General features: G+C 72.2%; 22 protein-coding genes. 10 read left to right on the top strand and 12 right to left on the bottom strand.

Annotated features, from left to right (window positions below):
• Positions 1-4: 4 nt before the first annotated feature.
• Together EIZ62_RS10430 and EIZ62_RS10435 are read right to left on the bottom strand one after the other, a co-directional pair.
• Positions 5-538, bottom strand: a complete 534-nt coding sequence (locus EIZ62_RS10430) for a GNAT family N-acetyltransferase (protein ID WP_156692427.1) — start codon at positions 536-538, stop codon at positions 5-7.
• An 18-nt stretch (positions 539-556) separates the two neighbouring features.
• Complete coding sequence (locus EIZ62_RS10435; protein WP_208827869.1) at positions 557-1,519, bottom strand: LysR family transcriptional regulator; 963 nt, start codon at positions 1,517-1,519, stop codon at positions 557-559.
• Positions 1,520-1,692: 173 nt separating this feature from the next.
• On the opposite strand from EIZ62_RS10435, the gene snpA reads away from it, so the two are divergent.
• Positions 1,693-2,367, top strand: a complete 675-nt coding sequence (snpA, locus tag EIZ62_RS10440) for a snapalysin (RefSeq protein WP_156692428.1) — start codon at positions 1,693-1,695, stop codon at positions 2,365-2,367.
• A gap of 59 nt (positions 2,368-2,426) precedes the next feature.
• Here the strand turns inward: snpA and EIZ62_RS10445 are convergent, their stop codons facing one another.
• Positions 2,427-2,885 (bottom strand): DUF6304 family protein, encoded by a 459-nt coding sequence (locus EIZ62_RS10445; protein ID WP_156692429.1) that lies wholly within the window; start codon positions 2,883-2,885, stop codon positions 2,427-2,429.
• Positions 2,886-3,132: 247 nt separating this feature from the next.
• Positions 3,133-3,717 carry a dihydrofolate reductase family protein gene (locus EIZ62_RS10450; RefSeq protein WP_156692430.1) on the bottom strand — a complete coding sequence of 195 codons (585 nt, stop codon included), beginning with the start codon at positions 3,715-3,717 and terminating at the stop codon, positions 3,133-3,135.
• Positions 3,718-3,836: 119 nt separating this feature from the next.
• Here EIZ62_RS10450 and EIZ62_RS10455 point away from each other — a divergent pair, with 119 nt between their 5' ends.
• Positions 3,837-4,412, top strand: coding sequence for a TetR/AcrR family transcriptional regulator (locus tag EIZ62_RS10455; protein WP_156692431.1), 576 nt, complete (start codon positions 3,837-3,839; stop codon positions 4,410-4,412).
• 69 nt (positions 4,413-4,481) lie between these two features.
• Here EIZ62_RS10455 and EIZ62_RS10460 read toward each other — a convergent pair whose 3' ends face one another.
• Entirely contained in the window at positions 4,482-5,534 is a 1,053-nt protein-coding gene (locus EIZ62_RS10460; RefSeq protein ID WP_425281809.1) for a family 2 encapsulin nanocompartment cargo protein polyprenyl transferase, read from the bottom strand.
• Between the two features lie 212 nt (positions 5,535-5,746).
• Positions 5,747-7,162 (bottom strand): family 2B encapsulin nanocompartment shell protein, encoded by a 1,416-nt coding sequence (locus EIZ62_RS10465; protein ID WP_156692433.1) that lies wholly within the window; start codon positions 7,160-7,162, stop codon positions 5,747-5,749.
• A gap of 283 nt (positions 7,163-7,445) precedes the next feature.
• Here EIZ62_RS10465 and EIZ62_RS10470 point away from each other — a divergent pair, with 283 nt between their 5' ends.
• A complete protein-coding gene (locus EIZ62_RS10470; RefSeq protein WP_156696322.1) occupies positions 7,446-8,024 on the top strand; it encodes an N-acetylmuramoyl-L-alanine amidase in 579 nt (192 codons plus the stop codon).
• 10 nt (positions 8,025-8,034) lie between these two features.
• Entirely contained in the window at positions 8,035-8,976 is a 942-nt protein-coding gene (locus EIZ62_RS10475; protein ID WP_156692434.1) for a 1-aminocyclopropane-1-carboxylate deaminase/D-cysteine desulfhydrase, read from the top strand.
• Here EIZ62_RS10475 and EIZ62_RS10480 read toward each other — a convergent pair.
• On the bottom strand, positions 8,952-10,550 hold the full coding sequence (locus EIZ62_RS10480; RefSeq protein ID WP_156692435.1) for a Na+/H+ antiporter: 1,599 nt from the start codon (positions 10,548-10,550) through the stop codon (positions 8,952-8,954). The genes EIZ62_RS10475 and EIZ62_RS10480 overlap by 25 nt on opposite strands.
• Before the next feature lie 33 nt (positions 10,551-10,583).
• On the opposite strand from EIZ62_RS10480, the gene EIZ62_RS10485 reads away from it, so the two are divergent.
• From EIZ62_RS10485 to EIZ62_RS10495, 3 genes are all read left to right on the top strand, one after another.
• A complete protein-coding gene (locus EIZ62_RS10485; RefSeq protein ID WP_156692436.1) occupies positions 10,584-10,844 on the top strand; it encodes a UBP-type zinc finger domain-containing protein in 261 nt (86 codons plus the stop codon).
• Between the two features lie 239 nt (positions 10,845-11,083).
• Positions 11,084-11,497 (top strand): ATP-binding protein, encoded by a 414-nt coding sequence (locus EIZ62_RS10490; RefSeq protein WP_073754203.1) that lies wholly within the window; start codon positions 11,084-11,086, stop codon positions 11,495-11,497.
• A 17-nt stretch (positions 11,498-11,514) separates the two neighbouring features.
• The gene (locus EIZ62_RS10495; protein WP_156692437.1) at positions 11,515-12,402 is read left to right on the top strand and encodes an RNA polymerase sigma factor SigF; all 888 of its coding nucleotides are present in this window, start codon (positions 11,515-11,517) and stop codon (positions 12,400-12,402) included.
• 44 nt (positions 12,403-12,446) lie between these two features.
• Here EIZ62_RS10495 and EIZ62_RS10500 read toward each other — a convergent pair whose 3' ends face one another.
• Entirely contained in the window at positions 12,447-12,881 is a 435-nt protein-coding gene (locus tag EIZ62_RS10500) for a hypothetical protein (protein ID WP_156692438.1), read from the bottom strand.
• A gap of 82 nt (positions 12,882-12,963) precedes the next feature.
• Between EIZ62_RS10500 and EIZ62_RS10505 the strand changes: the two genes are divergently transcribed.
• Both EIZ62_RS10505 and EIZ62_RS10510 read left to right on the top strand, forming a co-directional pair.
• Positions 12,964-13,932: a diacylglycerol/lipid kinase family protein gene (locus tag EIZ62_RS10505; protein ID WP_156692439.1), complete on the top strand. Its 969-nt coding sequence runs from the start codon at positions 12,964-12,966 to the stop codon at positions 13,930-13,932.
• 318 nt (positions 13,933-14,250) lie between these two features.
• On the top strand, positions 14,251-14,508 hold the full coding sequence (locus tag EIZ62_RS10510; RefSeq protein ID WP_003953983.1) for a WhiB family transcriptional regulator: 258 nt from the start codon (positions 14,251-14,253) through the stop codon (positions 14,506-14,508).
• 177 nt (positions 14,509-14,685) lie between these two features.
• Here the strand turns inward: EIZ62_RS10510 and EIZ62_RS10515 are convergent, their stop codons facing one another.
• Entirely contained in the window at positions 14,686-16,155 is a 1,470-nt protein-coding gene (locus tag EIZ62_RS10515) for a sensor histidine kinase (protein WP_156696323.1), read from the bottom strand.
• Positions 16,156-16,642: 487 nt separating this feature from the next.
• Here EIZ62_RS10515 and nagB point away from each other — a divergent pair, with 487 nt between their 5' ends.
• Positions 16,643-17,428 carry a glucosamine-6-phosphate deaminase gene (gene nagB / locus EIZ62_RS10520; RefSeq protein ID WP_156692440.1) on the top strand — a complete coding sequence of 262 codons (786 nt, stop codon included), beginning with the start codon at positions 16,643-16,645 and terminating at the stop codon, positions 17,426-17,428.
• A gap of 69 nt (positions 17,429-17,497) precedes the next feature.
• Here nagB and EIZ62_RS10525 read toward each other — a convergent pair whose 3' ends face one another.
• The 3 genes from EIZ62_RS10525 to EIZ62_RS10535 all read right to left on the bottom strand — a co-directional run bounded on the left by EIZ62_RS10525 (position 17,498) and on the right by EIZ62_RS10535 (position 20,943).
• Positions 17,498-19,015, bottom strand: coding sequence for a glycoside hydrolase family 3 protein (locus tag EIZ62_RS10525; RefSeq protein ID WP_156692441.1), 1,518 nt, complete (start codon positions 19,013-19,015; stop codon positions 17,498-17,500).
• Positions 19,016-19,024: 9 nt separating this feature from the next.
• Positions 19,025-19,843 (bottom strand): carbohydrate ABC transporter permease, encoded by an 819-nt coding sequence (locus EIZ62_RS10530; RefSeq protein ID WP_156696324.1) that lies wholly within the window; start codon positions 19,841-19,843, stop codon positions 19,025-19,027.
• Between the two features lie 77 nt (positions 19,844-19,920).
• Positions 19,921-20,943: a carbohydrate ABC transporter permease gene (locus tag EIZ62_RS10535; protein WP_156692442.1), complete on the bottom strand. Its 1,023-nt coding sequence runs from the start codon at positions 20,941-20,943 to the stop codon at positions 19,921-19,923.
• Positions 20,944-21,078: the final 135 nt, after the last annotated feature.

A 21,078-nucleotide genomic window follows, 5' to 3' on the forward strand; every position in this document is an offset into this window, starting at 1 on the left:
GCGCTCAAGGGGTGGCGCCGGGCGCGTATGCGGCGTCGTGCGCCCACGTCAGGAGTGTGTGGGGGCGGCCGTTGCTGCGTACCGTCGCGGGCGGTTCGCCGGTGGGGCGGAAACCGGCCGCACGCGCCACGGCCGTGCTGGCGGCGTTGTCCGGCTCGATCTGGAGGATCACCCGTCGCAGGCCCAGCACGGCGTGGGCGTGGGCGGTCAGCAGGCGCGTGGCGCGGTGCGCGAGGCCCTGGCCGCGGTGGGCGGCGCCCACGGCGTACCCGATGGCGCCGCTCGTGACGCCCAGCAGGACCTCGCCCAGCGGGGTGCCGCCGTCCCGGGTGATCGCCAGGTGCAGCCGGGTGCCGTCGGCGCGGGTGCGGCGGATCATCGTCAGGTACGCGGTCGCCGCGGCCTCGTCGAAGGGACTGGCGAGGGGCGTGCGGTGGGCGACCGCGGGGTCGTCGAACAGCTCGGCCATGGCGGGGACGTCGGCGTCGGTCCACTCGCGCAGCACGATCTCGCCGTCGGTGAGGGTGAGGGGGCCCATGGGCGCCTTTCGTGGGGGTCAGGCCGCCTGGGCCAGCGGGCTGCCGTGGCGCAGCAGCCACTGGCGGTACGCCGAGGTGCGCAGCGCGACCTCGCGGTACGCGGCGGCCAGGTCGGCGTACGCGAGTTCCGCGAGCCCCGGGTCGGTGTCCGTTCCCGGGCGGCTGTAGAGCAGCAGCCGCACGGCCAGCGGGTCGCCCCGTAACGGGCGTATCGCCATGTCGTCGCGCGGCCCGGACGTCGGCTGGCAGGGGGCCACCACCTCGCCCGCCACGATGAGCGACGTGGCCGTGTGGTAGTCGCCGTGCAGGACGGGCGGGTCGATGCCGGCCGCGCCGAGCACCCGGCGCAGCCCGTCCCACTCGCCGTCCACGGTCGGGTCGACCATCCAGCGGTCGGCGGCCAGGTCGGCCAGCTCCACGACGGGCGCGGCGGCGGCCGGGTGGTCCCGTGCCATGGAGATGAACTGCGGTTCCCGCTCCACGAGGACGCGCCGCTCCAGTCCCTCCGGCACGCGCAGCGGGCACCCCTCGACCTCGTGGACGAACGCCACGTCGAGCCGCCCGGCCGCCAGCGCCCGCAGCAGGGCGCCCGCCGAGACGTCCATGTGCAGCGTGATGTCCGTGCCGGGCAGCCGGCCCCGCAGCCGCCGCAGCCAGCCCGCGAGCGCCCGGCTGGCGGTGGAGCCGACGCGCAGCCGGGCACCGTCGGCGCGGGCCGCGGCGGCCCTGGTCTCGGTGACGAGGACGGCCATCTCGGCCACGAGCGGGCGGGCCCGGCTGAGGACGGCGTGGCCCAGCGGGGTGGGCCGGCAGCCCGTCCGCTCACGGGCGAACAGCTCGGCGCCGAGCGCGTGTTCGATGCGCCGCAGCTGGGTCGTCAGGGACGGCTGGCTGACGCCGAGCTGACGCGCCGCCTTGTGCAGGCTGCCCGTGTCCGCGATGGCGCACAGCGCGCGCAGGTGTCTCACCTCCAGCTCCATGAGCCGAGAGTAGGACGGTTGACGGTCGTACCACTAGACACGGCAGGGGACTTGAACGACGTGATGTGCCGGTTCTATCGCCCGTTGACATCATCCGCACCGGCCGTCCGCTCCTCGACACTCTCCCCAACCGAACGGCCCACCCAGCCGTTCAGCATCACGAGGAGCCCCCCATGAGACACCCCAAGACCGTGCTGGCCGCTGCCGTGAGCCTGGCCGCGGCACTGGCAGCCGTACCGGCCGCGACCGCCACCGCGGCACCGGCCCCGGCCGTGGCACCGGCGGCGTCGTCCTCCTACGCCGCGTACGCATCCCCCGCCGCGTACGCCGGTTCCGCCGAGGAGGCCAAGGCCAACCGGGCCTTCTTCGCGGCCGTCATGGAGTCGGTGGCCGAGAAGCGGGCCGCCACCCCCGGCGCGCAGGCCGTCACCGTCGTCTACTCCGCGACGGGCGCCCCGAGCTTCCGCACCCAGATAGCCCGCTCCACCCAGATCTGGAACAGCTCCGTCAACAACGTGAAGCTGCAGGAGGGCGGCAACCCTGACTTCCGGTACTACGAGGGCAACGACTCGCGCGGCTCGTACGCCAGCACCGACGGGCACGGGCGGGGCTACATCTTCCTCGACTACCGGCAGAACCAGCAGTACAACTCCACCCGCGTCACCGCCCATGAGACCGGTCACGTCCTCGGCCTGCCCGACCACTACTCCGGTCCGTGCAGCGAGCTGATGTCCGGTGGCGGCCCCGGCACGTCCTGCCAGAACGCCCAGCCGAACGCGCAGGAGCGCTCCCGCGTCGACGCGCTGTGGCGGAACGGTCTGGCCGCCGCCGTGGCCAAGGTCTCGTAACACCGCCCGGCACGACCCGCGGGCCGGGTGCCGTACGGCGCCCGGCCCGTCGGGGTTCGTCAGGCCGCCGCCCCGGCGTCCGCGAGGAGCTTGCGGCCGAACCGGCTGCCGGGCGGCAGCTGGCGCAGGATGCGGTCGAGGGCCTGGTCGAAGTCGCCACCGGCCAGGCCCGATTCGTACGCCGCTCCCCCGCAGTGCAGGGTGAGCTGAAGATCCACTCGCTCGGGTGAGCCGTCGGACAGGGCTTCACCCAGCGCCAACAGACAGCTGAGCGTGGCCTGTTGGGCGGCGCCGTCGGTGAGGACCGGCAGGGGCAGGTCCCATTCCAGCACACAGCCGGCCAAGGGCAGGCCGCCGTTCTCCTCCGCCGCGCGCAGCCCGTCGAGGCTCGCGCCCGCGTACTCCACGCCCCTGACACGGGTGGCGATCCGCCGCCCGTCCGTCGCGATCACGATCGATTCCGCACCGCGGCGGTCCCGGTACCAGCCGGTCCAGACTTCCGTCGACTCCGATGACATGGCGCGGACTGTAGCGGTAGACCGCCTCCGACGTGCGGCCGGTCACCCCGGGAGCCGGACTTGGACCGGTCTTGACGCTCTTGCCCGGGTCGGGTCGCTCGCCCGCCGGCCGCCCGCCCGCGCCGGGCGGACGGGCCTCGCCGACGGGCGCAACGACCCGCCGCGCCGCGACGCCCCGCCGCGCGGATCGGGCCCCGCCGCGCGGATCGGGCGGCGCCGCGCGGCCCGGCTCACCACGGGACCGGGGTCACCGCTTCCGGCTGTACCAGCGCACCACGATGCCGTCGTCGAAGGCGCGGACGGAGTCCAGCGCGAAGTCCGCGATCGCGAAGCCGGAGCCGAACATCGGCATCCCGGAGCCGTACACCTGCGGGTACGTCTTGATCACGAGCTCGTCGACCTCGTCGACCAGCTCGCCGGCGATCTGCGAGCCGCCGCACAGCCAGATGTCCTTGCCGCCCTCCTCCGCCTTGAGCTCTCGGATCCGGTCGACGAGGCCCTCGGTGACGATCTCCACGTTGGGGTGCGGGGACTTCTCGATGGTGCGCGAGGCAACGAGCTCGCGCAGGTGGCCGTACGGGCTCGGCATGTTGGCGTCGAGCCCCAGCTGGTAGCTCCCGCGGCCCTGCACGACGGTGTCGAAGTGCTTGTTCTCCGCACTCTCCAGCCCGAGTATCCGCCGCCCCTCCTCCGAGACGGTGTCGGGGTACTCGGTGGTGATGAAGTGCAGGAAGTCGTCCTTGACGAACTGGAAGAAGGAACTGGCGTCGCCGTTCGGGTCGCCGATGAAGCCGTCGATCGAGCACGCGACGAAGTAAGTGAGCTTGCGCATGAAGAGGTCCCCCCGGGACGGTTGATCGTTGGTCGTAGCGGCTGCGGCGCGCAACCACGACAGCTATAGTGCTCCACGTGTAGTGGTTACGCAAGGGGCTTTTTCGAGGAGGCCGCCGTATGGCGAGGAACCCGGAACGCAGAACGGCGCTGCTGGACGCCGCCATCGACGTCCTGGCGAGTGAGGGGGCCCGCGGGCTGACCTTCCGTGCCGTGGACGCGAGAGCCGGGGTCCCGGCCGGTACGGCGTCCAACTACTTCGCCAACCGCGACGACCTGCTCACCCAGGCGGGCTCCCGCATCACCGCGCGCATGGTCCCCGCACCCGAGAAGGTCGACGAGGCCATGCGGCCGGAGCCCAGCCGTCAGCTGGTCACCGAGCTGATGAAGTGGCTGGTGCGGCGGATGGACGACGAGCGCACCGGCTACCTGGCGATGCTGGAGCTACGGCTGGAGGCGACCCGCCGGCCGGCCCTCCAGGCCGAACTGACCCGCGCGGTCCGCGTCCAGTTCGACGAGAACGTCCGCTTCCACCAGGACGCCGGACTGCCCGGGGACGAGGACACGGTGCTGATGCTCTACCTGGCGATGACGGGCGTGCTGCTGGAGCACTTCACCCTGCCGGGAGTGCTGTCGGTCGAGCAGCTGGACCAGATCGTGGAACGGGTCGTGAACACGGTCGTCCCGCCCCGGTGACCCTCGCGCCCCGGTGACCCTCAGGGGAGGTACGGGTACGGGGCGACCATGCGCCCCGCCCCCGCCCCGTCAGCGCGTACGCCTGGTCACGAACTCCGCCAGCGCCAGCAGGTCACCCGCCGCCGTCAGGTCCGGTACCGCCAGCGACAGTTGCTGCACCGCCCGCGCCATCCGGTCGGCCGCCTCCGTCTGCGCCCAGTCGCGGCCGCCCGCCCGCTCCACCGCGTCCGCCGCGCGCCGCACGTCGGCGGCGTCCAGTGCGGGCCGCCGGTACAGCTCGGCCAGCTCGGCGCCGGCGGCGGTGCCGGAGGCGAGCGCGGCGACCACCGGCAGCGACTTCTTGTGGGCCGCAAGGTCGGCCCCCGCGGGCTTGCCCGTGCACTCCGGGTCGCCCCAGATGCCGATCAGGTCGTCGATCAGCTGGAACGCCAGGCCCGCCTCCCGCCCGAACGCGTCCATCGCCGCGACCTGCTCCGGGTCAGCGCCCGCGTACAGCGCGCCCATGGCGCAGGCGCAGCCGAGCAGCGCGCCAGTCTTGGCGGTCGCCATGCCGAGGCACTCGTCGAGCGTCACCTCGTGCGGCTCCCGGCCCTCGAAGGCGCAGTCGGCCTGCTGGCCCGCGCACAGTTCGATCACGCAGGCGGCGAGCCGCGCGGAGGCGGTCGCGGCGGCGGGGTGCCGGTCCTCGGCGAGCAGCCGCAACGCGAGCGCGAGCATGGCGTCCCCGGCCATGAGGGCGTCCGGCACGCCGAAGACGGCCCAGGCGGTGGGCCTGCTGCGGCGGGTGGGGTCCTCGTCGACGATGTCGTCGTGGAGGAGCGTGAAGTTGTGCGCGAGCTCCACCGCGGCGGCCGCGCGGACGGCGGTGTGCGGGTCGCCGCCGAGGGCCCGCGCGGCGGCGAGCACGAGCGCGGGCCGGATCGCCTTGCCGGCCTGCCCGGTGGCGGGCGTGCCGTCGGGCTGCTCCCAGCCGAAGTGGTACATGGCCACCCGCCGTATCGACCCGGGCAGGGTCTCCACGGTGGAGCGCAGCTGCGGGGTGACGACGCTGCGGGTGCGGTCGAGCAGCACCACGGCGCCCCGGCCCTCGGCCGTCGCGATATCCGTGCTGGTCACAATCACTTCCTTGGGCAACGGGCAACGGGCAACAAGCGAGGGGCACAGGGGCGCGACGACGCCGGCGCGGACTGCACGGATCACACGCACCGCGTCACGGCGGACGGAGCGGATGCGGCGAACCGGCGGGCGCGCCCGCGCACGACCGGGCGCCGGGCCCTGTCCCGGCCCCGCACCGGCCGTCCGCCTCACCGCACCCGGGCCGCCTCGCCGGGGCGTCACCTCCAGCGGCTGACTTCCACGTTCTCCAGCACACCGAGCGCGTCGGGCACGAGGATCGCCGCCGAGTAGTAGGCGGTGACCAGGTAGGAGATGATCGCCTGCTCGTCGATGCCCATGAAGCGGACCGAGAGGCTCGGCTCGATCTCGTCGGGCAGGCCGGTCTGGTGGAGGCCGATGACGCCCTGCTCGTCCTCGCCGGTACGCATGCAGAGGATCGAGGTCGTACGGGCGTCGGAGACCGGGATCTTGCTGCACGGGAAGATCGGTACGCCGCGCCAGGCCGGGATCTGGTGGCCCGCGACGTCGACGGAACCGGGGACCAGGCCCCGCCTGTTGCACTCGCGGCCGAAGGCGGCGATGGCGCGCGGGTGGGCGAGGAACATCTTGCTGCCGCGGCGGCGGGAGAGCAGTTCGTCCATGTCGTCGGGGCTGGGCGCGCCGTCGTGCGGCTGGAGCCGCTGGCCGTAGTCGCAGTTGGCCAGCAGCCCGAACTCCTTGTTGTTGATGAGTTCGTGCTCCTGGCGCTCGCGGAGCGCCTCGACCGTGAGCCGCAACTGCTGCTCGGTCTGGTTCATCGGCTGGTTGTAGAGGTCGGCGACGCGGCTGTGGACCTTCAGCACGGTCTGGGCGACGCTCAGTTCGTACTCGCGGGGGGCCGCCTCGTAGTCGACGTACGTGTGCGGGACGACCGCCTCGCCCACGTGGCCGGCCGACAGGTCGATGGCCTTCTCGCCGTGCGTGTTGGTGCGCTGGTGGGGCAGGGACGCCAGGGCGGCCAGGTGGCCGGCGAGCGACTCGGCGCGCTCCGCGAGGTTCGTGACGTCGGCGCGGGTGAGCTCCAGGACGGTGCACGCGGTGGCGGCGCGGGCGGTCCACTCCCAGGTGGCGTCCCGGTCGGCCAGGCACCCGTCGCCGAAGTAGGCGCCGTCGGCGAGGACGCCGAGCACCGCCTCGTCGCCGTACGGGCCGGTGCCGACCTGCTCGACCCTGCCGTGCGCCAGCAGGAACACCCGGTCGGCCTGCCCGCCCGCCTCGACGATCACTTCTCCGGCGGCGAACTCCCGCTGCGTGCACCGCTGTGCCAGCTCCGTGAGGGCCGCGTCGTCCTCGTAGGTGCGCAGGCAGGGCAGCTCCCGCAGTTCGTTCGGGATCACGGCGACCCGCTCGCCGGTCTGCACGAACGTCACGCGCCCGTCGCCCACCGAGTAGCTGAGCCGCCGGTTCACCCGGTAGGTACCGCCCTGAACCTGCACCCACGGAAGCGTCCGCAGCAGCCACCGGGAGGTGATCTCCTGCATCTGCGGAACCGACTTGGTGGTGGTCGCCAGGTTCCGCGCGGCGGCGGTACCGAGACTCTGCTGCGGCGACGCCTGCTCCGAGCGGGTTTCCTCGCCAACCGAACCAACCGACATGAACATCCCTCTCGATCACTGTCCGACCTTCAGAGGAAAAGCCTTTCAGCACGTTCCGTACCGGCGCCATTACACAAACGAGCGAGACTGGATCTTCACCCACTGGGCATGACGTGTGTTTCCCCTGCCTCCACAGCCCCAGGACTGACTCCCCGGCCGCGGGTCCGACTGACCGGATCGGCTCGCACGCGGTACGAACACCGAGTCGGCCGGGCGCCGCGTCCGTACCTCATGGGTAGAACCGGCACAGGAACGAACCGAAGGAGGCGGCGTGGCCCCACCCATGTCCGCGAACGGCTTTCTCGACGCGCTGCGCGACGAAGGCCTCACCGTCGTCGAAGTCGGCGACTGGCGCACCCACAACCGCAATCACAAGGGCCCCTGGGGGCCGGTCCACGGCGTGATGATCCACCACACCGTCACCAGTGGCAGCGCCACGACCGTCCGGCTCTGCCGCGACGGCCGCGCCGGGCTGCCCGGCCCGCTCTGCCACGGCGTGATCACCAAGGACGGCCGTGTGCACCTGGTCGGGTACGGCCGCTCCAACCACGCCGGCAAGGGCGACCGCGACGTCCTGCGCGCCGTGATCGCCGAACGGCCGCTGCCGCCCGACAACCAGGCGAACGTCGACGGCAACACCCATTTCTACGGCTTCGAGTGCGAGAACCTCGGCGACGGGAAGGATCCGTGGCCGGAGGCGCAGCTGCTGGCCATCGAGAAGGCGGCGGCCGCGATCTGCCGCCGGCACGGCTGGACCGCCCGGTCCGTCATCGGCCACCTGGAGTGGCAGCCGGGCAAGGTCGATCCGCGCGGGTTCTCCATGAAGTCGATGCGGGCACGCGTGGCGGAGCGCCTGGCATGACAATGGCCGGGTGAACGCGCTCGGTCCGTCCTCCCTCGACCCGCTGCTCCCCTCCCCCCTGGAGCCGGTCGAGGACGAGCGCTTCACCCGGCACGGCGTGCGGCTGCTGCTCAAGCGCGACGACCTGATCCACCCGGACCTGCCGGGCAACAAGTGGCGCAAGCTGGCGCCGAACCTGGCCGCCGCGGCCGGGCGTCCCGTGCTGACCTTCGGCGGCGCCTACTCCAACCACCTCCGGGCCACGGCCGCCGCCGGGCGTCTGCTGGGGTTCCCCACCACCGGGGTGGTGCGCGGCGAGGAGCTCGCCGGCCGGCCGCTGAACCCGTCGCTCGCGCGGTGCGCGGCGGACGGGATGCGGCTGCTGTTCGTGGACCGCGCGACGTACCGGGCGAAGGGCGACCCGGACGTGCTGGCCCGCCTCCTGCGGGAGGCCGCCCCGGACAGCGTCGTCGTGCCGGAGGGCGGCAGCAACGCCCTCGCGGTGCGCGGCTGCGCCGAGCTGGGCCGGGAGCTGCGCGCGCAGGGCGCGGACGTGGCGGCGGTCGCGTGCGGCACCGGCGGCACCCTCGCGGGGCTGGCGGCCGGGCTGGGCGCGGATCGCAGGACGGTGGGCGTCCCGGTCCTGAAGGGCGGGTTCCTGGGCGGGGAGATACGGGGGCTCCAGGAGGCGGCGTTCGGCGGGCCGGCGGGTGACTGGAGGCTGGACGAGCGGTTCCACTTCGGCGGCTACGCCCGTACTGCGCCCGCGCTGGAGGCGTTCGCCGCCGACTTCGGGGTGCGGCACGGACTCGCCATCGAGCGCATATATGTCGCCAAAATGCTGTACGGGCTCGTGGCCCTCGCCGAGGAGGGCGCCTTCCCGCCGGGCACCGCCCTCGCGGCGGTGATCACCGGCCGCCCCGACGGCCCGGCCCCTCTGGGATCCGGTCAGCCGTCGGCCGCCTCCCGGTAGGCGGCCGCCTCCTCCAGGTCCAGGCGGCGCAGCAGCGTCCGCATCATCTCGTCGTCGATGCGCCGCTCGTCGCGGAGCCGGACGAACACCTCGCGTTCCGCTCCGATCATCTCCCGCGCGAGCCGCCGGTAGGTGTCGTCGGCCGACTCCCCGGTGACCGGGTTGGCGGCGCCCAGCCGCTCCCAGACGGCGTTGCGGCGGCGCTCCAGGACGGTGCGCAGCCGGTCGGCGAGGGGCCCGGGCAGGGTGTTGCGCTCGTCGGCGAGGAGTTCGTCCAGGCGCTGCTCGGCGGCCCGTGACGCCTCGCTCTGCGCCTGGGCCTCGGCCAGGGTCTCGGCCTGTACGTCCCGGCCGGGCAGCTTCAGCGCCCGGATCAGCGGCGGCAGGGTGAGGCCCTGCACCACCAGGGTGCCGATCACGGTGGTGAACGTCAGGAAGAGGACCAGGTTCCGCGCGGGGAACGCCTCCCCCGCGGTGGCGACCGGGATGGAGAAGGCGATCGCCAGTGACACCACGCCCCGCATGCCCGCCCAGCCGACGATCAGCGGCGAGGACCACGTCACACCGGCCTCCCGCTCCCGCACCTTCCGCGACAGCGCGCGCGGCAGGTAGGTGGCCGGGAAGACCCAGACGAACCGGACGACGACGACCGCGGCGAAGACCCCGGCCGCGTACAGGGCGGCCTCGCCGGTGCCGTACCCGCCGAGCTCGCGCAGCACGTGCGGCAGCTGGAGCCCGATCAGGGCGAAGACGGACGTCTCCAGCACGAAGGCGACCATCTTCCACACGGCCTCCTCCTGGAGCCGGGTGGCGAAGTCGACCTGCCAGGAGCGGTGCCCCAGGTACAGGGCGACGACGACGACCGCGAGGACGCCGGAGGCGTGGACGTGCTCGGCGGCGGCGTAGGCGACGAACGGGATCAGCAGGGACAGGGTGTTCTGGAGCAGCGGCTCGCGCAGGGAGCGCCGCAGCCAGTGGATGGGCACCATCAGCACCAGTCCGACGCCGATGCCGCCGAGCGCGGCGACGGCGAACTCGGCGATCCCCCCGGCCCAGCTGACGCCTGCGCCGACGGCCGCCGCGAGCGCCACCTTGAAGGCGGTGATCGCGGTCGCGTCGTTCACCAGGGACTCGCCCTGGAGGATCGTGGTGATCCGGCTCGGCAGCCCGAGCCGCCGGGCGATGGCGGTGGCGGCGACCGCGTCCGGCGGTGCGATCACGGCGCCCAGGACGAGCGCGGCGGTCAGCGGCAGATCCGGCACCATCAGGTACGCGAGGTAGCCCACGGCGAGCGTCGCGAAGAGCACGTAGCCAACCGACAGCAGCGCCACGGGCCGGATGTTGGCGCGCAGGTCCAGGTAAGAGGATTCCAGCGCGGCCGTGTGCAGCAGGGGCGGCAGGACCAGCGGCAGCACGATGTGCGGGTCCAGGGTGTAGTCCGGCACTCCGGGTACGTACGCGGCGGCCAGCCCGGCCGCCACCAGCAGCAGCGGCGCCGGCACGGGCGTCCGGCGGGCCGCGCCCGCGATCACGGCGCTCACCGCGACCAGCGCCACCAGTGACAGTGCGTCCATCGTCTCCCCACTCCCCTCAGTAACCTGGCCATCATGCGCGAGTGTCAGCACCTGGCCGAACTGCCACGACCCGAGCCCGCACCGCGGTCGGAGACCTGTCCGGAGTGCGCGGCCGACGGCACGCACCCGGTGCAGCTGCGGCTGTGCCTGCTGTGCGGGCACGTCGGCTGCTGCGACTCCTCGATGGGCCGGCACGCCACGCGGCACTTCGAGGAGACCGGGCACCCCGTGATGCGGACGTTCGAACCCGGGGAGAAGTGGCGATGGTGCTTCGTCGACGGTTCGATCGTGTGACGGTTGGGTACGTCAACCCTCCGCCGGTTTCTCGCGATTGGGCCCCGCAGACCTCTAGCCACAGAGCGTACTCATATGCTTACCATGAGTGACAGTCGCTGGACCGGGGGTCTCTGCGACAGGGCACCATGGATCGCGATAGCGTCACGGCGGACTACGCATACCTGCGTACCGCACGGTTCCGGGAGGATCTGCCCTCCCCGAGCCCCGAAAGAGCTTGTGCCACCTTGGAGGTGAGGGTGTCCCAGATCGCAGGCGAGCCCGGGACCCAGGACTTCGTGGAAGTCCGGCTGCCCGCTGCGGGTGCCTACCTGTCCGTGCTGCGTACGGCCACGGCCGGCCTCGCGGCGCGTTTGGACTTCACCCTCGACGAGATCGAGGACTTGCGCATCGCGGTCGACGAGGCGTGCGCGATCCTGCTCCAGCAGGCGGTTCCCGGCTCGGTGCTGAGCTGCGTGTTCCGTCTCATCGACGACTCCCTGGACGTCACGGTGTCGGCGCCCACGACCGACGGCAGGGCGCCGGAGCGTGACACGTTCGCCTGGACGGTGCTCTCGGCGCTGGCCGGCAAGGTCGACTCGTCCGTCGCCGACGACCGGACGGTCTCCATCAGCCTGTACAAACAGCGCGGCGCGGGACCCGGGCCGGCGTGAGGAACGGGGACGGTCCGGTGCGAGACGAGGAGCGCGGCCCGCGGGCACTGAGCTCGATCCCGGAACAGCAGGCGCGGCCGCACCCGGTGGACGGTCTTTTGGATGAGCGGGCGGACCGGATGAACCAGCAGCAGCACAACCACCACGATCCGAACGACCGCAGTGGCGCGAGGGCTCTCTTCATCGAGCTGCGCACGCTGCCGGACGGCTCGCCCGAGCGGGCCGAGCTGCGCAACCGGCTCGTGCGGATGCACCTGCCGCTGGTGGAGCACCTGGCGCGCCGCTTCCGCAACCGCGGCGAGCCGCTGGACGACCTGACGCAGGTCGCCACCATCGGCCTGATCAAGTCCGTGGACCGCTTCGACCCCGACCGGGGCGTGGAGTTCTCGACGTACGCGACCCCGACGGTCGTCGGCGAGATCAAGCGGCACTTCCGCGACAAGGGCTGGGCGGTGCGGGTGCCCCGCCGGCTCCAGGAGCTGCGCCTGTCGCTGACGACGGCGACCGCCGAGCTGTCGCAGCTGCACGGCCGCTCCCCGACCGTGCACGAGCTGGCCGAGCGCCTGGGCATCTCGGAGGAGGAGGTCCTGGAGGGCCTGGAGTCCGCGAACGCGTACTCGACGCTCTCGCTGGACGTGCCGGACACGGACGACGAGTCCCCGGCGGTGGCCGACACCCTGGGCGCGGAGGACGAGGCGCTGGAGGGCGTCGAGTACCGGGAGTCCCTCAAGCCGCTGCTGGAGGACCTGCCGCCGCGCGAGAAGCGCATCCTGCTGCTGCGGTTCTTCGGCAACATGACCCAGTCGCAGATCGCCCAGGAGGTCGGCATCTCGCAGATGCACGTCTCCCGGCTGCTGGCCCGTACGCTCGCGCAGCTGCGCGAGAAGCTCCTCGTGGAGGAGTGACCTCTCCGGAGTGACCTCGCCGGAGTGACCCGTTCCGGGCGGGGTTACTGGGCCCGGCCGCGGATGCCCAGGGCCTGGGTGGTCGCCGGGTGCAGCAGCAGCACCAGGCCCGTGACGGCGGCGGCCGCCAGGGCGATGCCGGCGGGGATGGCCGCGCTCGACGCCTGGAGCAGCGTCCAGGCGACCGGGAGGGCCATCAGCTGCGTGATGATCGCCGGGCCGCGGCTCCAGCTGCGGCACCGGAGCAGGCCCCGGGCGGCGAGCAGCGGGATCACCCCGAGCGCGATGAGCGTGGCGCCGCCGGTCAGGGCCTGGGTCAGGTCGTCGGGCCGGCCCGTGAGACTCGTCACGAGCAGGTAGACGCCTCCGGCGATGAGGGCGAGCGCCTCCAGGCCCGCCACCGCCGCGGCGGCGGTGACCCTGGCGGGGCGCGGGGCGGGAGGCGTGGTGTCGGCGGGGGTCTGCTGCGTACTGCTCACCCTGGCAGGGTAGCCGCCGGGCGTGTCCACGGACCGGGCCGGGGCTGGGCCGGGGTACCGCTCGGTAGGTAACCTGGCGGGCATGCGCGCACTCCTCGTGGTCAATCCGGCAGCCACCACCACCAGTGCCCGCACCCGTGACGTACTGATCCACGCGCTGGCCAGCGAGATGAAGCTGGAGGCCGTGACCACCGCCCACCGGGGTCACGCCCGGGAGCTGGCCCGCCGGGCCGCCGAGTCGCGGGACATCGAGCTGGTCGTGGCTCTCGGTGGAGACGGCACCGTCAACGAGGTCGTCAACGGTCTGCTGCACCACGGCCCCGATCCGGACCGGCTGCCGCACCTCGCGGTGGTGCCCGGCGGCTCCACCAATGTGTTCGCCCGTGCGCTGGGCCTGCCGAACGACGCGGTCGAGGCGACGGGCGCGCTGCTGGACGCGCTGCGGGAGAGACGGGACCGCACGGTGGGTCTGGGTCTCGCGGCCGGCACTCCGGGTACGGAGGACGAGTCGGTTCCGGCCCGGTGGTTCACGTTCTGTGCCGGTTTCGGGTTCGACGCGGGGGTGATCGGCCGGGTCGAACAGCAGCGGGAGCGCGGCAAGCGGTCGACGCACGCCCTGTACATCCGGCAGGCCGTGCGCCAGTTCCTGGACGAGCCGCGCCGCAGACACGGGGTGATCACCCTGGAGCGGCCGGGCCACGACCCCGTGCACGATCTTTCGCTGTCGATAGTCTGCAACACCGCGCCGTGGACCTACCTGGGCAATCGTCCGGTGTACGCGTCGCCCGAGGCGTCCTTCGACACGGCGCTCGACGTGCTCTCGCTCAGCCGGCTGTCGACCGCGTCGGTGGCCCGTTACGCGACCCAGCTGCTGACGTCCAGCCCGGAGCGCGGCCCGCACGGGAAGCACGCCCTCTCACTGCACGACCTGACCGACTTCACCTTGCATTCGAAGGTGCCGCTGCCCTTCCAGATGGACGGCGACCACCTGGGTCTCCGTAGCAGCGTGACGTTCACAGGCGTTCGTCGTGCACTGCGTGTGATTGTGTGAGTGGAAGGGCCTTCGGTCCTTTATCTCGAACGTATGGGCCAGGGTCCACCCCATAGAAGTACGGCTGTGACCTAGCCGACACCGAGGAATCAAAAAAAACTTTCCAGAAGGGGTTGTATCCGCAGCCGAGGTTTGCGAATCTCTACATGGCGATCGGGACGGCCCGCAACACCGGCCTCCACTGAGAGCCAGAACCCCTCCTCAAATCCAGGACCACACCAGTTCATCTGGCGTTCGGCCCTTCACTTGTTGAGGGATTCGTGAAAGCGTTCACATTCACAAGCAACTTGCATGCAACACCAAGGAGAGGTAGCAGCCATGGACTGGCGTCACAACGCCGTTTGTCGTGAGGAAGACCCCGAGCTGTTCTTCCCCATCGGCAACACCGGTCCTGCGCTGCTGCAGATCGAGGAAGCCAAGGCTGTCTGCCGACGCTGCCCCGTCATGGAGCAGTGCCTGCAGTGGGCGCTCGAGTCCGGCCAGGACTCCGGCGTCTGGGGTGGCCTCAGCGAGGACGAGCGCCGCGCGATGAAGCGCCGCGCCGCCCGCAACCGGGCGCGCAACGCCAGCGCCTGAGCGACGCCACCGCTACGAGCCTGAGCCAGGCGGCGCGTACAGCGTGTACGCACTGACCCGCCTCCCGAGCCGCAGCGCGCAGCAGTAGTAACCCAAAGCGTTCGAGCCCCGGACCGTCTCCCACGGTCCGGGGCTCGCTGCTGTTCCCGTGGCGGCGCCCGGCCGCCGGCCCGCGCGCTACTTCTGCGGCTGTACGGGGATGTCCAGGACCACCCGGGTGCCGCGCTCGGGCGCGGGCTGCATGTCGAACGTGCCGCCCAACTCCCCCTCCACCAGGGTCCGTACGATCTGGAGGCCCAGGTTGCCGGCGCGCTGGGGGTCGAACCCCTCGGGAAGGCCCCGGCCGTCGTCCTGAACGGTGATCAGGAGCCGGGCCTCGCGGGCCCGGGCGTCGCCGCGCACCGCGGAGACCTCGACCGTGCCCTGCTCGGCCGGTGCGAAGGCGTGCTCCAGGGCGTTCTGGAGGATCTCGGTGAGCACCATGGACAGCGGGGTGGCGACCTCCGCGTCGAGGATGCCGAAGCGGCCGTTGCGGCGGCAGGTGACCTTGCCGGGCGAGATCTCGGCGACCATGGAGATCACCCGGTCGGCGATCTCGTCGAACTCGACGCGCTCGTCCAGGTTCTGCGAGAGCGTCTCGTGCACGATGGCGATCGACCCGACGCGCCGCACCGCCTCGTTGAGCGCCTCGCGGCCCCGGTCGGAGTCCATCCGGCGGGCCTGGAGCCGCAGCAGGGCGGCGACGGTCTGGAGGTTGTTCTTCACCCGGTGGTGGATCTCCCGGATGGTGGCGTCCTTGGTGATCAACTCGCGTTCGCGGCGCCGCAGTTCGGTGACGTCCCGCAGCAGGACCAGGGAACCGATCCTGGTCCCCTTGGGCTTGAGCGGGATGGCGCGCAGCTGGATGACGCCGCCGTTGCCCTCGACCTCCGCCTCCCGCGGGGCGTACCCACTGGCAAGTTTGACCAGAGCCTCGTCCACCGGGCCGCGGGAGGGGGCGAGTTCGGCGGTGATCTGGCCGAGAGGCTGGCCGACCAGGTCGGCGGCGAGGCCGAGGCGGTGGTAGGCGGACAGCGCGTTGGGCGAGGCGTACTGGACGACGCCGTCCGCGTCGAGCCGGATCAGTCCGTCGCCGGCGCGCGGCGAGGCGTCCATGTCGACCTGCTGCCCGGGGAAGGGGAAGGTGCCGGCGGCGATCATCTGGGCGAGGTCGGAGGCGGACTGGAGGTAGGTCAGCTCCAGCCGGCTGGGGGTGCGGACCGTGAGCAGGTTGGTGTTGCGGGCGATCACTCCCAGTACGCGGCCCTCCCGGCGTACGGGGATGGACTCGACCCGGACCGGGACCTCCTCGCGCCACTCGGGGTCGCCCTCGCGCACGATCCGGCCCTCGTCGAGCGCGGCGTCGAGCAGCGGGCGGCGGCCGCGCGGGACGAGGTGGCCGACCATGTCGTCCTGGTAGGAGGTGGGCCCGGTGTTGGGCCGCATCTGGGCGACGGAGACGTACCGGGTGCCGTCGAGGGTCGGGACCCACAGCACGAGGTCGGCGAAGGACAGGTCGGAGAGCAGCTGCCACTCCGAGACCAGCAGGTGGAGCCACTCGAGGTCGGACTCACTCAGAGCGGTGTGCTGGCGTACGAGGTCGTTCATGGAGGGCACGTGTGCGAGCGTACCCGCGAGCGCGAGCCTGGTGTTCTGCCGGTGGGTGAGGGAGTATGGACGATGGATTATCGATCGCACGCCGATGGACAGGCTAGATTGGTCTAGTCCACAATGCACAAGTAAAGCTTCCGCCCTCCCCGCACAGGAGGGTGGATCGAGGTACCCGGCGCTCTCTGCCCTGACTGCGCCGAGTCCTCCCCACGGCCGCGGGACCGCACACCCGACGGCCGGGCAACTCCGGGCTGCGGTGCCGGACGGGCTGAGGGTCCCGTCCTGGCGCCGCGGCCCGCGGGTTTTTCCGGGCGATTCCTCCGGCCCCCGCCCCTCCCCCCTCCCCCGCCCGCCGTCCGGGCGCGGAGCCCCGTTCACGTGCGATTCACGCGCACGCGGGGTACTCGGGAAGCCTCCTGCCCACAGACCCGTTCTGGTAGATTGGTCTATACCACATACGTTCTCTGAGATCGGCAGGCCCAGCGTGGAAGTTGTCATCGTCCCGAACGCCGAGGCGGGCGGCGAGCTCATCGCCGAGGGCATCGCCGGCCTCCTGCGCCGCAAGCCCGACGCTCTGCTCGGTGTGGCCACCGGTTCCACCCCGCTGCCCATCTACACCGCGCTGACCGCCAAGGTCCGGGCGGGCGCCGTGGACGTCTCGCGCGCCCGGATCGCCCAGCTCGACGAGTACGTGGGGCTGCCGGCCGGTCACCCCGAGTCGTACCGCTCCACCGTGCTGCGCCAGGTCGTCGAGCCGCTGGGCCTGGGCCCCGACGCCTTCATGGGCCCCGACGGCTCCGCCGAGGACGTCCAGGCGGCGTGCGAGGCGTACGACAGGGCGCTGGCCGAGGCGGGCGGCGTGGACCTCCAGATACTCGGCATCGGCACCGACGGCCACATCGGCTTCAACGAGCCGTGCTCCTCGCTCGCCTCCCGCACCCGCATCAAGACGCTGACCGAGCAGACCCGCGTCGACAACGCGCGGTTCTTCGACGGCGACATCGAGCAGGTGCCCCACCACGTGATCACCCAGGGCATCGGCACCATCCTGGACGCCCGCCACCTCGTCCTCCTCGCCACCGGCGAGGGCAAGGCGGAGGCGGTGGCGCAGACCGTCGAGGGGCCGGTGGCCGCCCTCGTCCCGGCGTCCGCGCTCCAGCTGCACCCGCACGCCACGGTGGTCGTCGACGAGGCGGCCGCCTCCCGGCTGAAGCTCGCGGACTACTTCCGCCACACCTACGCCAACAAGCCCACCTGGCAGGGCCTGTAGGAGCCGGTACGGCACGCCGCGGGGGCCCGGTTCCGCCTGTCGGAACCGGGCCCCCGTGTGTACGTCCGTTCAGACCGCGCCGGTGATGGCCTCCGCCGCCGCGATCCCGCACACCCGCGCCGCCCCCTGCGTCGCGACGTGCAGAGCGCCGCGGGCGGGCGCCTGGTTCACGCCCATCTCGACGACCACCGTGTCCGGGCGGGCCGCCAGCAGCGCGTCCAGGGCTCCGGCCATCCAGGCGTGGCGGTGGGCGTCCCGGACGACCGCGACGATCCGCCGCTCCCCCGCGTCCCGCAGCACCCTCTCGACGGCGGCGTCGGAGGCGTAGGCGCCGGTCGTCGTGCCGGGCAGGAGGCGGGCCAGCTCGGGGCCGACGCCCCACGGGGTCTCGTCACCGACCGCGATGTTGGCGACCGGGGTGAAGGCGGCGACGTGGGCCGGCGCGGTGAGCGGCTCGCGCGGGCCGGTGACCCGCAGCGCCCGGCGGGCGGCCACCAGGCCGATGTCGGTGCCGGGCGCGGTCCCCTCCTCTGAAGCCGCGCCCGGCTCCGTCGTGGCCCCCCTGGCCCGGTGCGCCTGGGTCCAGGACGCGAGCGCGCGCACCCGCGCCGCCGCGTCGGCCAGCCGCTCCTCCGGCAGTTCACCGGTCCGTACCGCGTCGACGAGGGCGTCGCGCAGGCGCAGGACGGTCTCCTCGTCCGCCAGGCCGCCGCCGACGCAGATGGCGTCGGCGCCCGCCGCGAGTGCGAGGACGGAGCCGCGCTCGATGCCGTACGTCGAGGCGATGGCCTGCATCTCCATGCCGTCGGTGACGATCAGGCCCTCGTAGCCCAGCTCCTGGCGCAGCAGACCGGTGAGGATCTGCGGGCTCAGGGTCGCCGGGCGGTCCGGATCGAGTGCGGGAAGCAGGATATGCGCGCTCATCACCGATTTGGAACCCGCTGCGACGGCGGCGCGGAAAGGTACCAGCTCACGGGCGTGGAGTGTGGCGAGTTCCACATCGATGCTCGGCATCGCGAGGTGCGAGTCGACGCTGGTGTCGCCGTGGCCGGGGAAGTGCTTGGTGCACGCGGCGACTCCGGCGCCCTGGAGTCCCTCGACGTACGCCACGGTGTGCCGCGCGACGAGCTCCGGGTCGGCCCCGAAGGACCGTACGCCGATGACCGGGTTGTCCGGGTCGGAGTTGACGTCCGCGGACGGCGCCCAGTTGAAGTCGACCCCGCAGGCGGCGAGCCGGCGGCCCAGCTCCGCGGCCACGGCCCGGGTCAGGGCGGTGTCGTCGACGGTGCCGAGCGCGAGGTTGCCGGGGAAGGAGGAGCCGGTGCGCACCTCCAGGCGGGTGACGTCGCCGCCCTCCTCGTCGATGGCGACCAGGACGTCGTCCCGCTCGGCGCGCAGCCGGGCGGTGAGCGCGGCGAGTTGGTCCGGGGAGGTGATGTTGCGGCCGAACAGGCCGACGGAGGCGAGGCCTTCACCGACGCGCCGCAGCAGCCAGTCGGGCGGGGTGGTGCCGGTGAAGCCGGGCTGGAGGACGGTGAGCGCGTCCCTGACCAGGGTCGGGGAGGCGCCGCGTACGAGGGTCGTCATGGGGTGCCGTTATCCCTTCACTGCGCCGGCGGTCATACCGCCGACGGCCCGGCGCTGGAGGAAGAGGAACACGATGAGGACGGGCAGGGCGAAGAGCGTGGAGGCGGCCATGGTGGCGCCCCAGTCGCTGCCGAACGCCGTCTGGAACTGGGTCAGCCACAGGGGGAGGGTCTGCGCGGCCTTGTCCTTGTTGAGGATCAGGACCATCGCGAACTCGTTCCAGGCGGTGATGAACCCGAAGAGCGAGGTCGACATCAGGCCGGGTGCCAGCAGGGGGAAGATCACCTTGCGGAAGGCCTGGCCGCGGGTGCAGCCGTCGATCTGGGCGGCCTCCTCCAGTTCCACCGGGACGGCGGCGATGAAGCCGCGCAGGGTCCAGATGGTGAAGGGCAGCACCATGACGAAGTAGATCGCGGTGAGCAGCGGGATGCTGTTCAGCATGTCGCCGTCCCGGGCGATCATGTACATCACGATGACCATGACCTCCCAGGGGGCCATCTGCGCCATCATCACGCCCAGCACCAGGCCCTTGCGGCCGCGGAACCGCATCCGGGCGATGGCGAAGCTCGCCGCCAGGGCGACCAGCAGGGCGAGGAGCACGGCGCCGACCGTGACGGTGAGGCTGTTGGCCACGTACGTCCAGAACAGGTCGACGCCGGTGGCGGTCGGGTAGTTCTCGAGCGTCGGGACGAAGAGGAAGACCGGGTCCTTGCTGAGGATCTCGGACTGCGGCTTCAGCGACGAGCTGAGCATCCAGTAGACCGGGAAGACGAACACCACGGCGAGGACGAGCGCGGCGAGGTTCTTGGCGACGGTCCCGGGCCGCAGGGGCTTCCTCCGGCGGAGCTGCTGCGGGGGCCGGGGGGTGCCGGTGGCGGGGGCGGCCGGGGTGGCGGTGGTGGTGCTCACTGCTCCTCCTCCTGCTTCAGGATCAGGCGGAAGTAGAAGGACATGGCCGCGATCAGCATCACGATGGTCAGGACGGAGATGGCGGCGGCGACGCCGTAGTGGAACTGGCCCTGGCCCTCGATGTAGGCGAACACCGGCAGGGTCTCGGAGCCCCGGTCGGGGCCGCCCAGGTTCATCGCGTAGACCTGGGCGAACGCCTTGAAGATCCAGATGATCTCCAGGAACGTGGTGATCAGGAAGAACGGCTTGAGGTTGGGGAAGACCACGGACCAGAAGGTGCGCCAGCCGTTCGCGCCGTCCATCTTGGCCGCCTCGTACAGCTCGCTGCCGACGGTGGTGAGGGCGGCGTACATGTTGAGGGCGACGAACGGGATGGAGCCCCAGACCAGCAGGATCATGACGATCACGAGGGTGGAGAAGCCGGTCTCGAACCAGTTGTGCTGTTCGTAGCCGGAGAGGCCGAGCGTGCGCAGCAGCCAGTTGACAACGCCGAACTGCTCGTCGAACAGCCACCGGAAGACGGTGACGGAGGCGACGATCGGCATGGCCCAGGCGAGGATCAGCGACAGCGACAGGACCAGGCGCATCTTCTTGCCCAGTCGGTTGAGCAGCAGGCCGATGAGGGTGCCGAGGGCCATGATCAGGACGACGTTGGCGGCCGTGAAGACGACGCTGCGGACCACGACGGTCCAGAACTGGGAGTCGCCCAGCAGCTCGGTGTAGTTCTCGACGCCGGTCCACTCGGGCTTGCGGGTGATCAGTTCCCGCCGGCCGACCTGCTGGAAGGAGAGGACCACGTTGCGGATCAGCGGGTAGAGCAGCAGCACCGCCATGGAGAGGACGGCGGGGGCGATCAGCAGGTAGGGCAGCACCCCGCCGGGCAGGGAGCGTCTGCCGCGAGGAGGCTTCGGGACGTTCTTCGGGCCGGCCGGGGGCGGCGGGGTCTTCGACGTCCCCGCCGCGCTCCCGGGCGCGTCCGTGGAAGCGGTGCTCACCGCTCCCTGGGAGTCCACGGTCATGGTCTTCTTCCTCGCGGTTCTGTGCTGACCGGGTGGTGGGCCCAGTGGGGCGACCGGCGTGGGGTCACCGGTCGCCCCACCGGGCGGCTGTGACGAGTGCCGCGGGCCGCACCCCTGGGGCGGCCCGCGGCGGGG

This window comes from Streptomyces ficellus (assembly GCF_009739905.1).
GTDB classification, from domain to species: Bacteria; Actinomycetota; Actinomycetes; order Streptomycetales; family Streptomycetaceae; genus Streptomyces; species Streptomyces ficellus_A.

Bases quoted from the DNA above. Each gene is read 5' to 3' on its own strand.
- snpA (WP_156692428.1), top strand. From the start codon at position 1,693: ATGAGACACCCCAAGACCGTGCTGGCCGCTGCCGTGAGCCTGGCCGCG.
- EIZ62_RS10480 (WP_156692435.1), bottom strand. From the start codon at position 10,550: ATGGACGCACTGTCACTGGTGGCGCTGGTCGCGGTGAGCGCCGTGATC.
- EIZ62_RS10455 (WP_156692431.1), top strand. From the start codon at position 3,837: ATGGCGAGGAACCCGGAACGCAGAACGGCGCTGCTGGACGCCGCCATC.
- EIZ62_RS10450 (WP_156692430.1), bottom strand. From the start codon at position 3,717: ATGCGCAAGCTCACTTACTTCGTCGCGTGCTCGATCGACGGCTTCATC.
- EIZ62_RS10435 (WP_208827869.1), bottom strand. From the start codon at position 1,519: ATGGAGCTGGAGGTGAGACACCTGCGCGCGCTGTGCGCCATCGCGGAC.
- EIZ62_RS10515 (WP_156696323.1), bottom strand. From the start codon at position 16,155: ATGAACGACCTCGTACGCCAGCACACCGCTCTGAGTGAGTCCGACCTC.
- EIZ62_RS10430 (WP_156692427.1), bottom strand. From the start codon at position 538: ATGGGCCCCCTCACCCTCACCGACGGCGAGATCGTGCTGCGCGAGTGG.
- EIZ62_RS10485 (WP_156692436.1), top strand. From the start codon at position 10,584: ATGCGCGAGTGTCAGCACCTGGCCGAACTGCCACGACCCGAGCCCGCA.
- EIZ62_RS10465 (WP_156692433.1), bottom strand. From the start codon at position 7,162: ATGTCGGTTGGTTCGGTTGGCGAGGAAACCCGCTCGGAGCAGGCGTCG.
- EIZ62_RS10445 (WP_156692429.1), bottom strand. From the start codon at position 2,885: ATGTCATCGGAGTCGACGGAAGTCTGGACCGGCTGGTACCGGGACCGC.
- EIZ62_RS10510 (WP_003953983.1), top strand. From the start codon at position 14,251: ATGGACTGGCGTCACAACGCCGTTTGTCGTGAGGAAGACCCCGAGCTG.
- EIZ62_RS10535 (WP_156692442.1), bottom strand. From the start codon at position 20,943: ATGACCGTGGACTCCCAGGGAGCGGTGAGCACCGCTTCCACGGACGCG.
- EIZ62_RS10505 (WP_156692439.1), top strand. From the start codon at position 12,964: ATGCGCGCACTCCTCGTGGTCAATCCGGCAGCCACCACCACCAGTGCC.
- EIZ62_RS10525 (WP_156692441.1), bottom strand. From the start codon at position 19,015: ATGACGACCCTCGTACGCGGCGCCTCCCCGACCCTGGTCAGGGACGCG.
- EIZ62_RS10470 (WP_156696322.1), top strand. From the start codon at position 7,446: ATGTCCGCGAACGGCTTTCTCGACGCGCTGCGCGACGAAGGCCTCACC.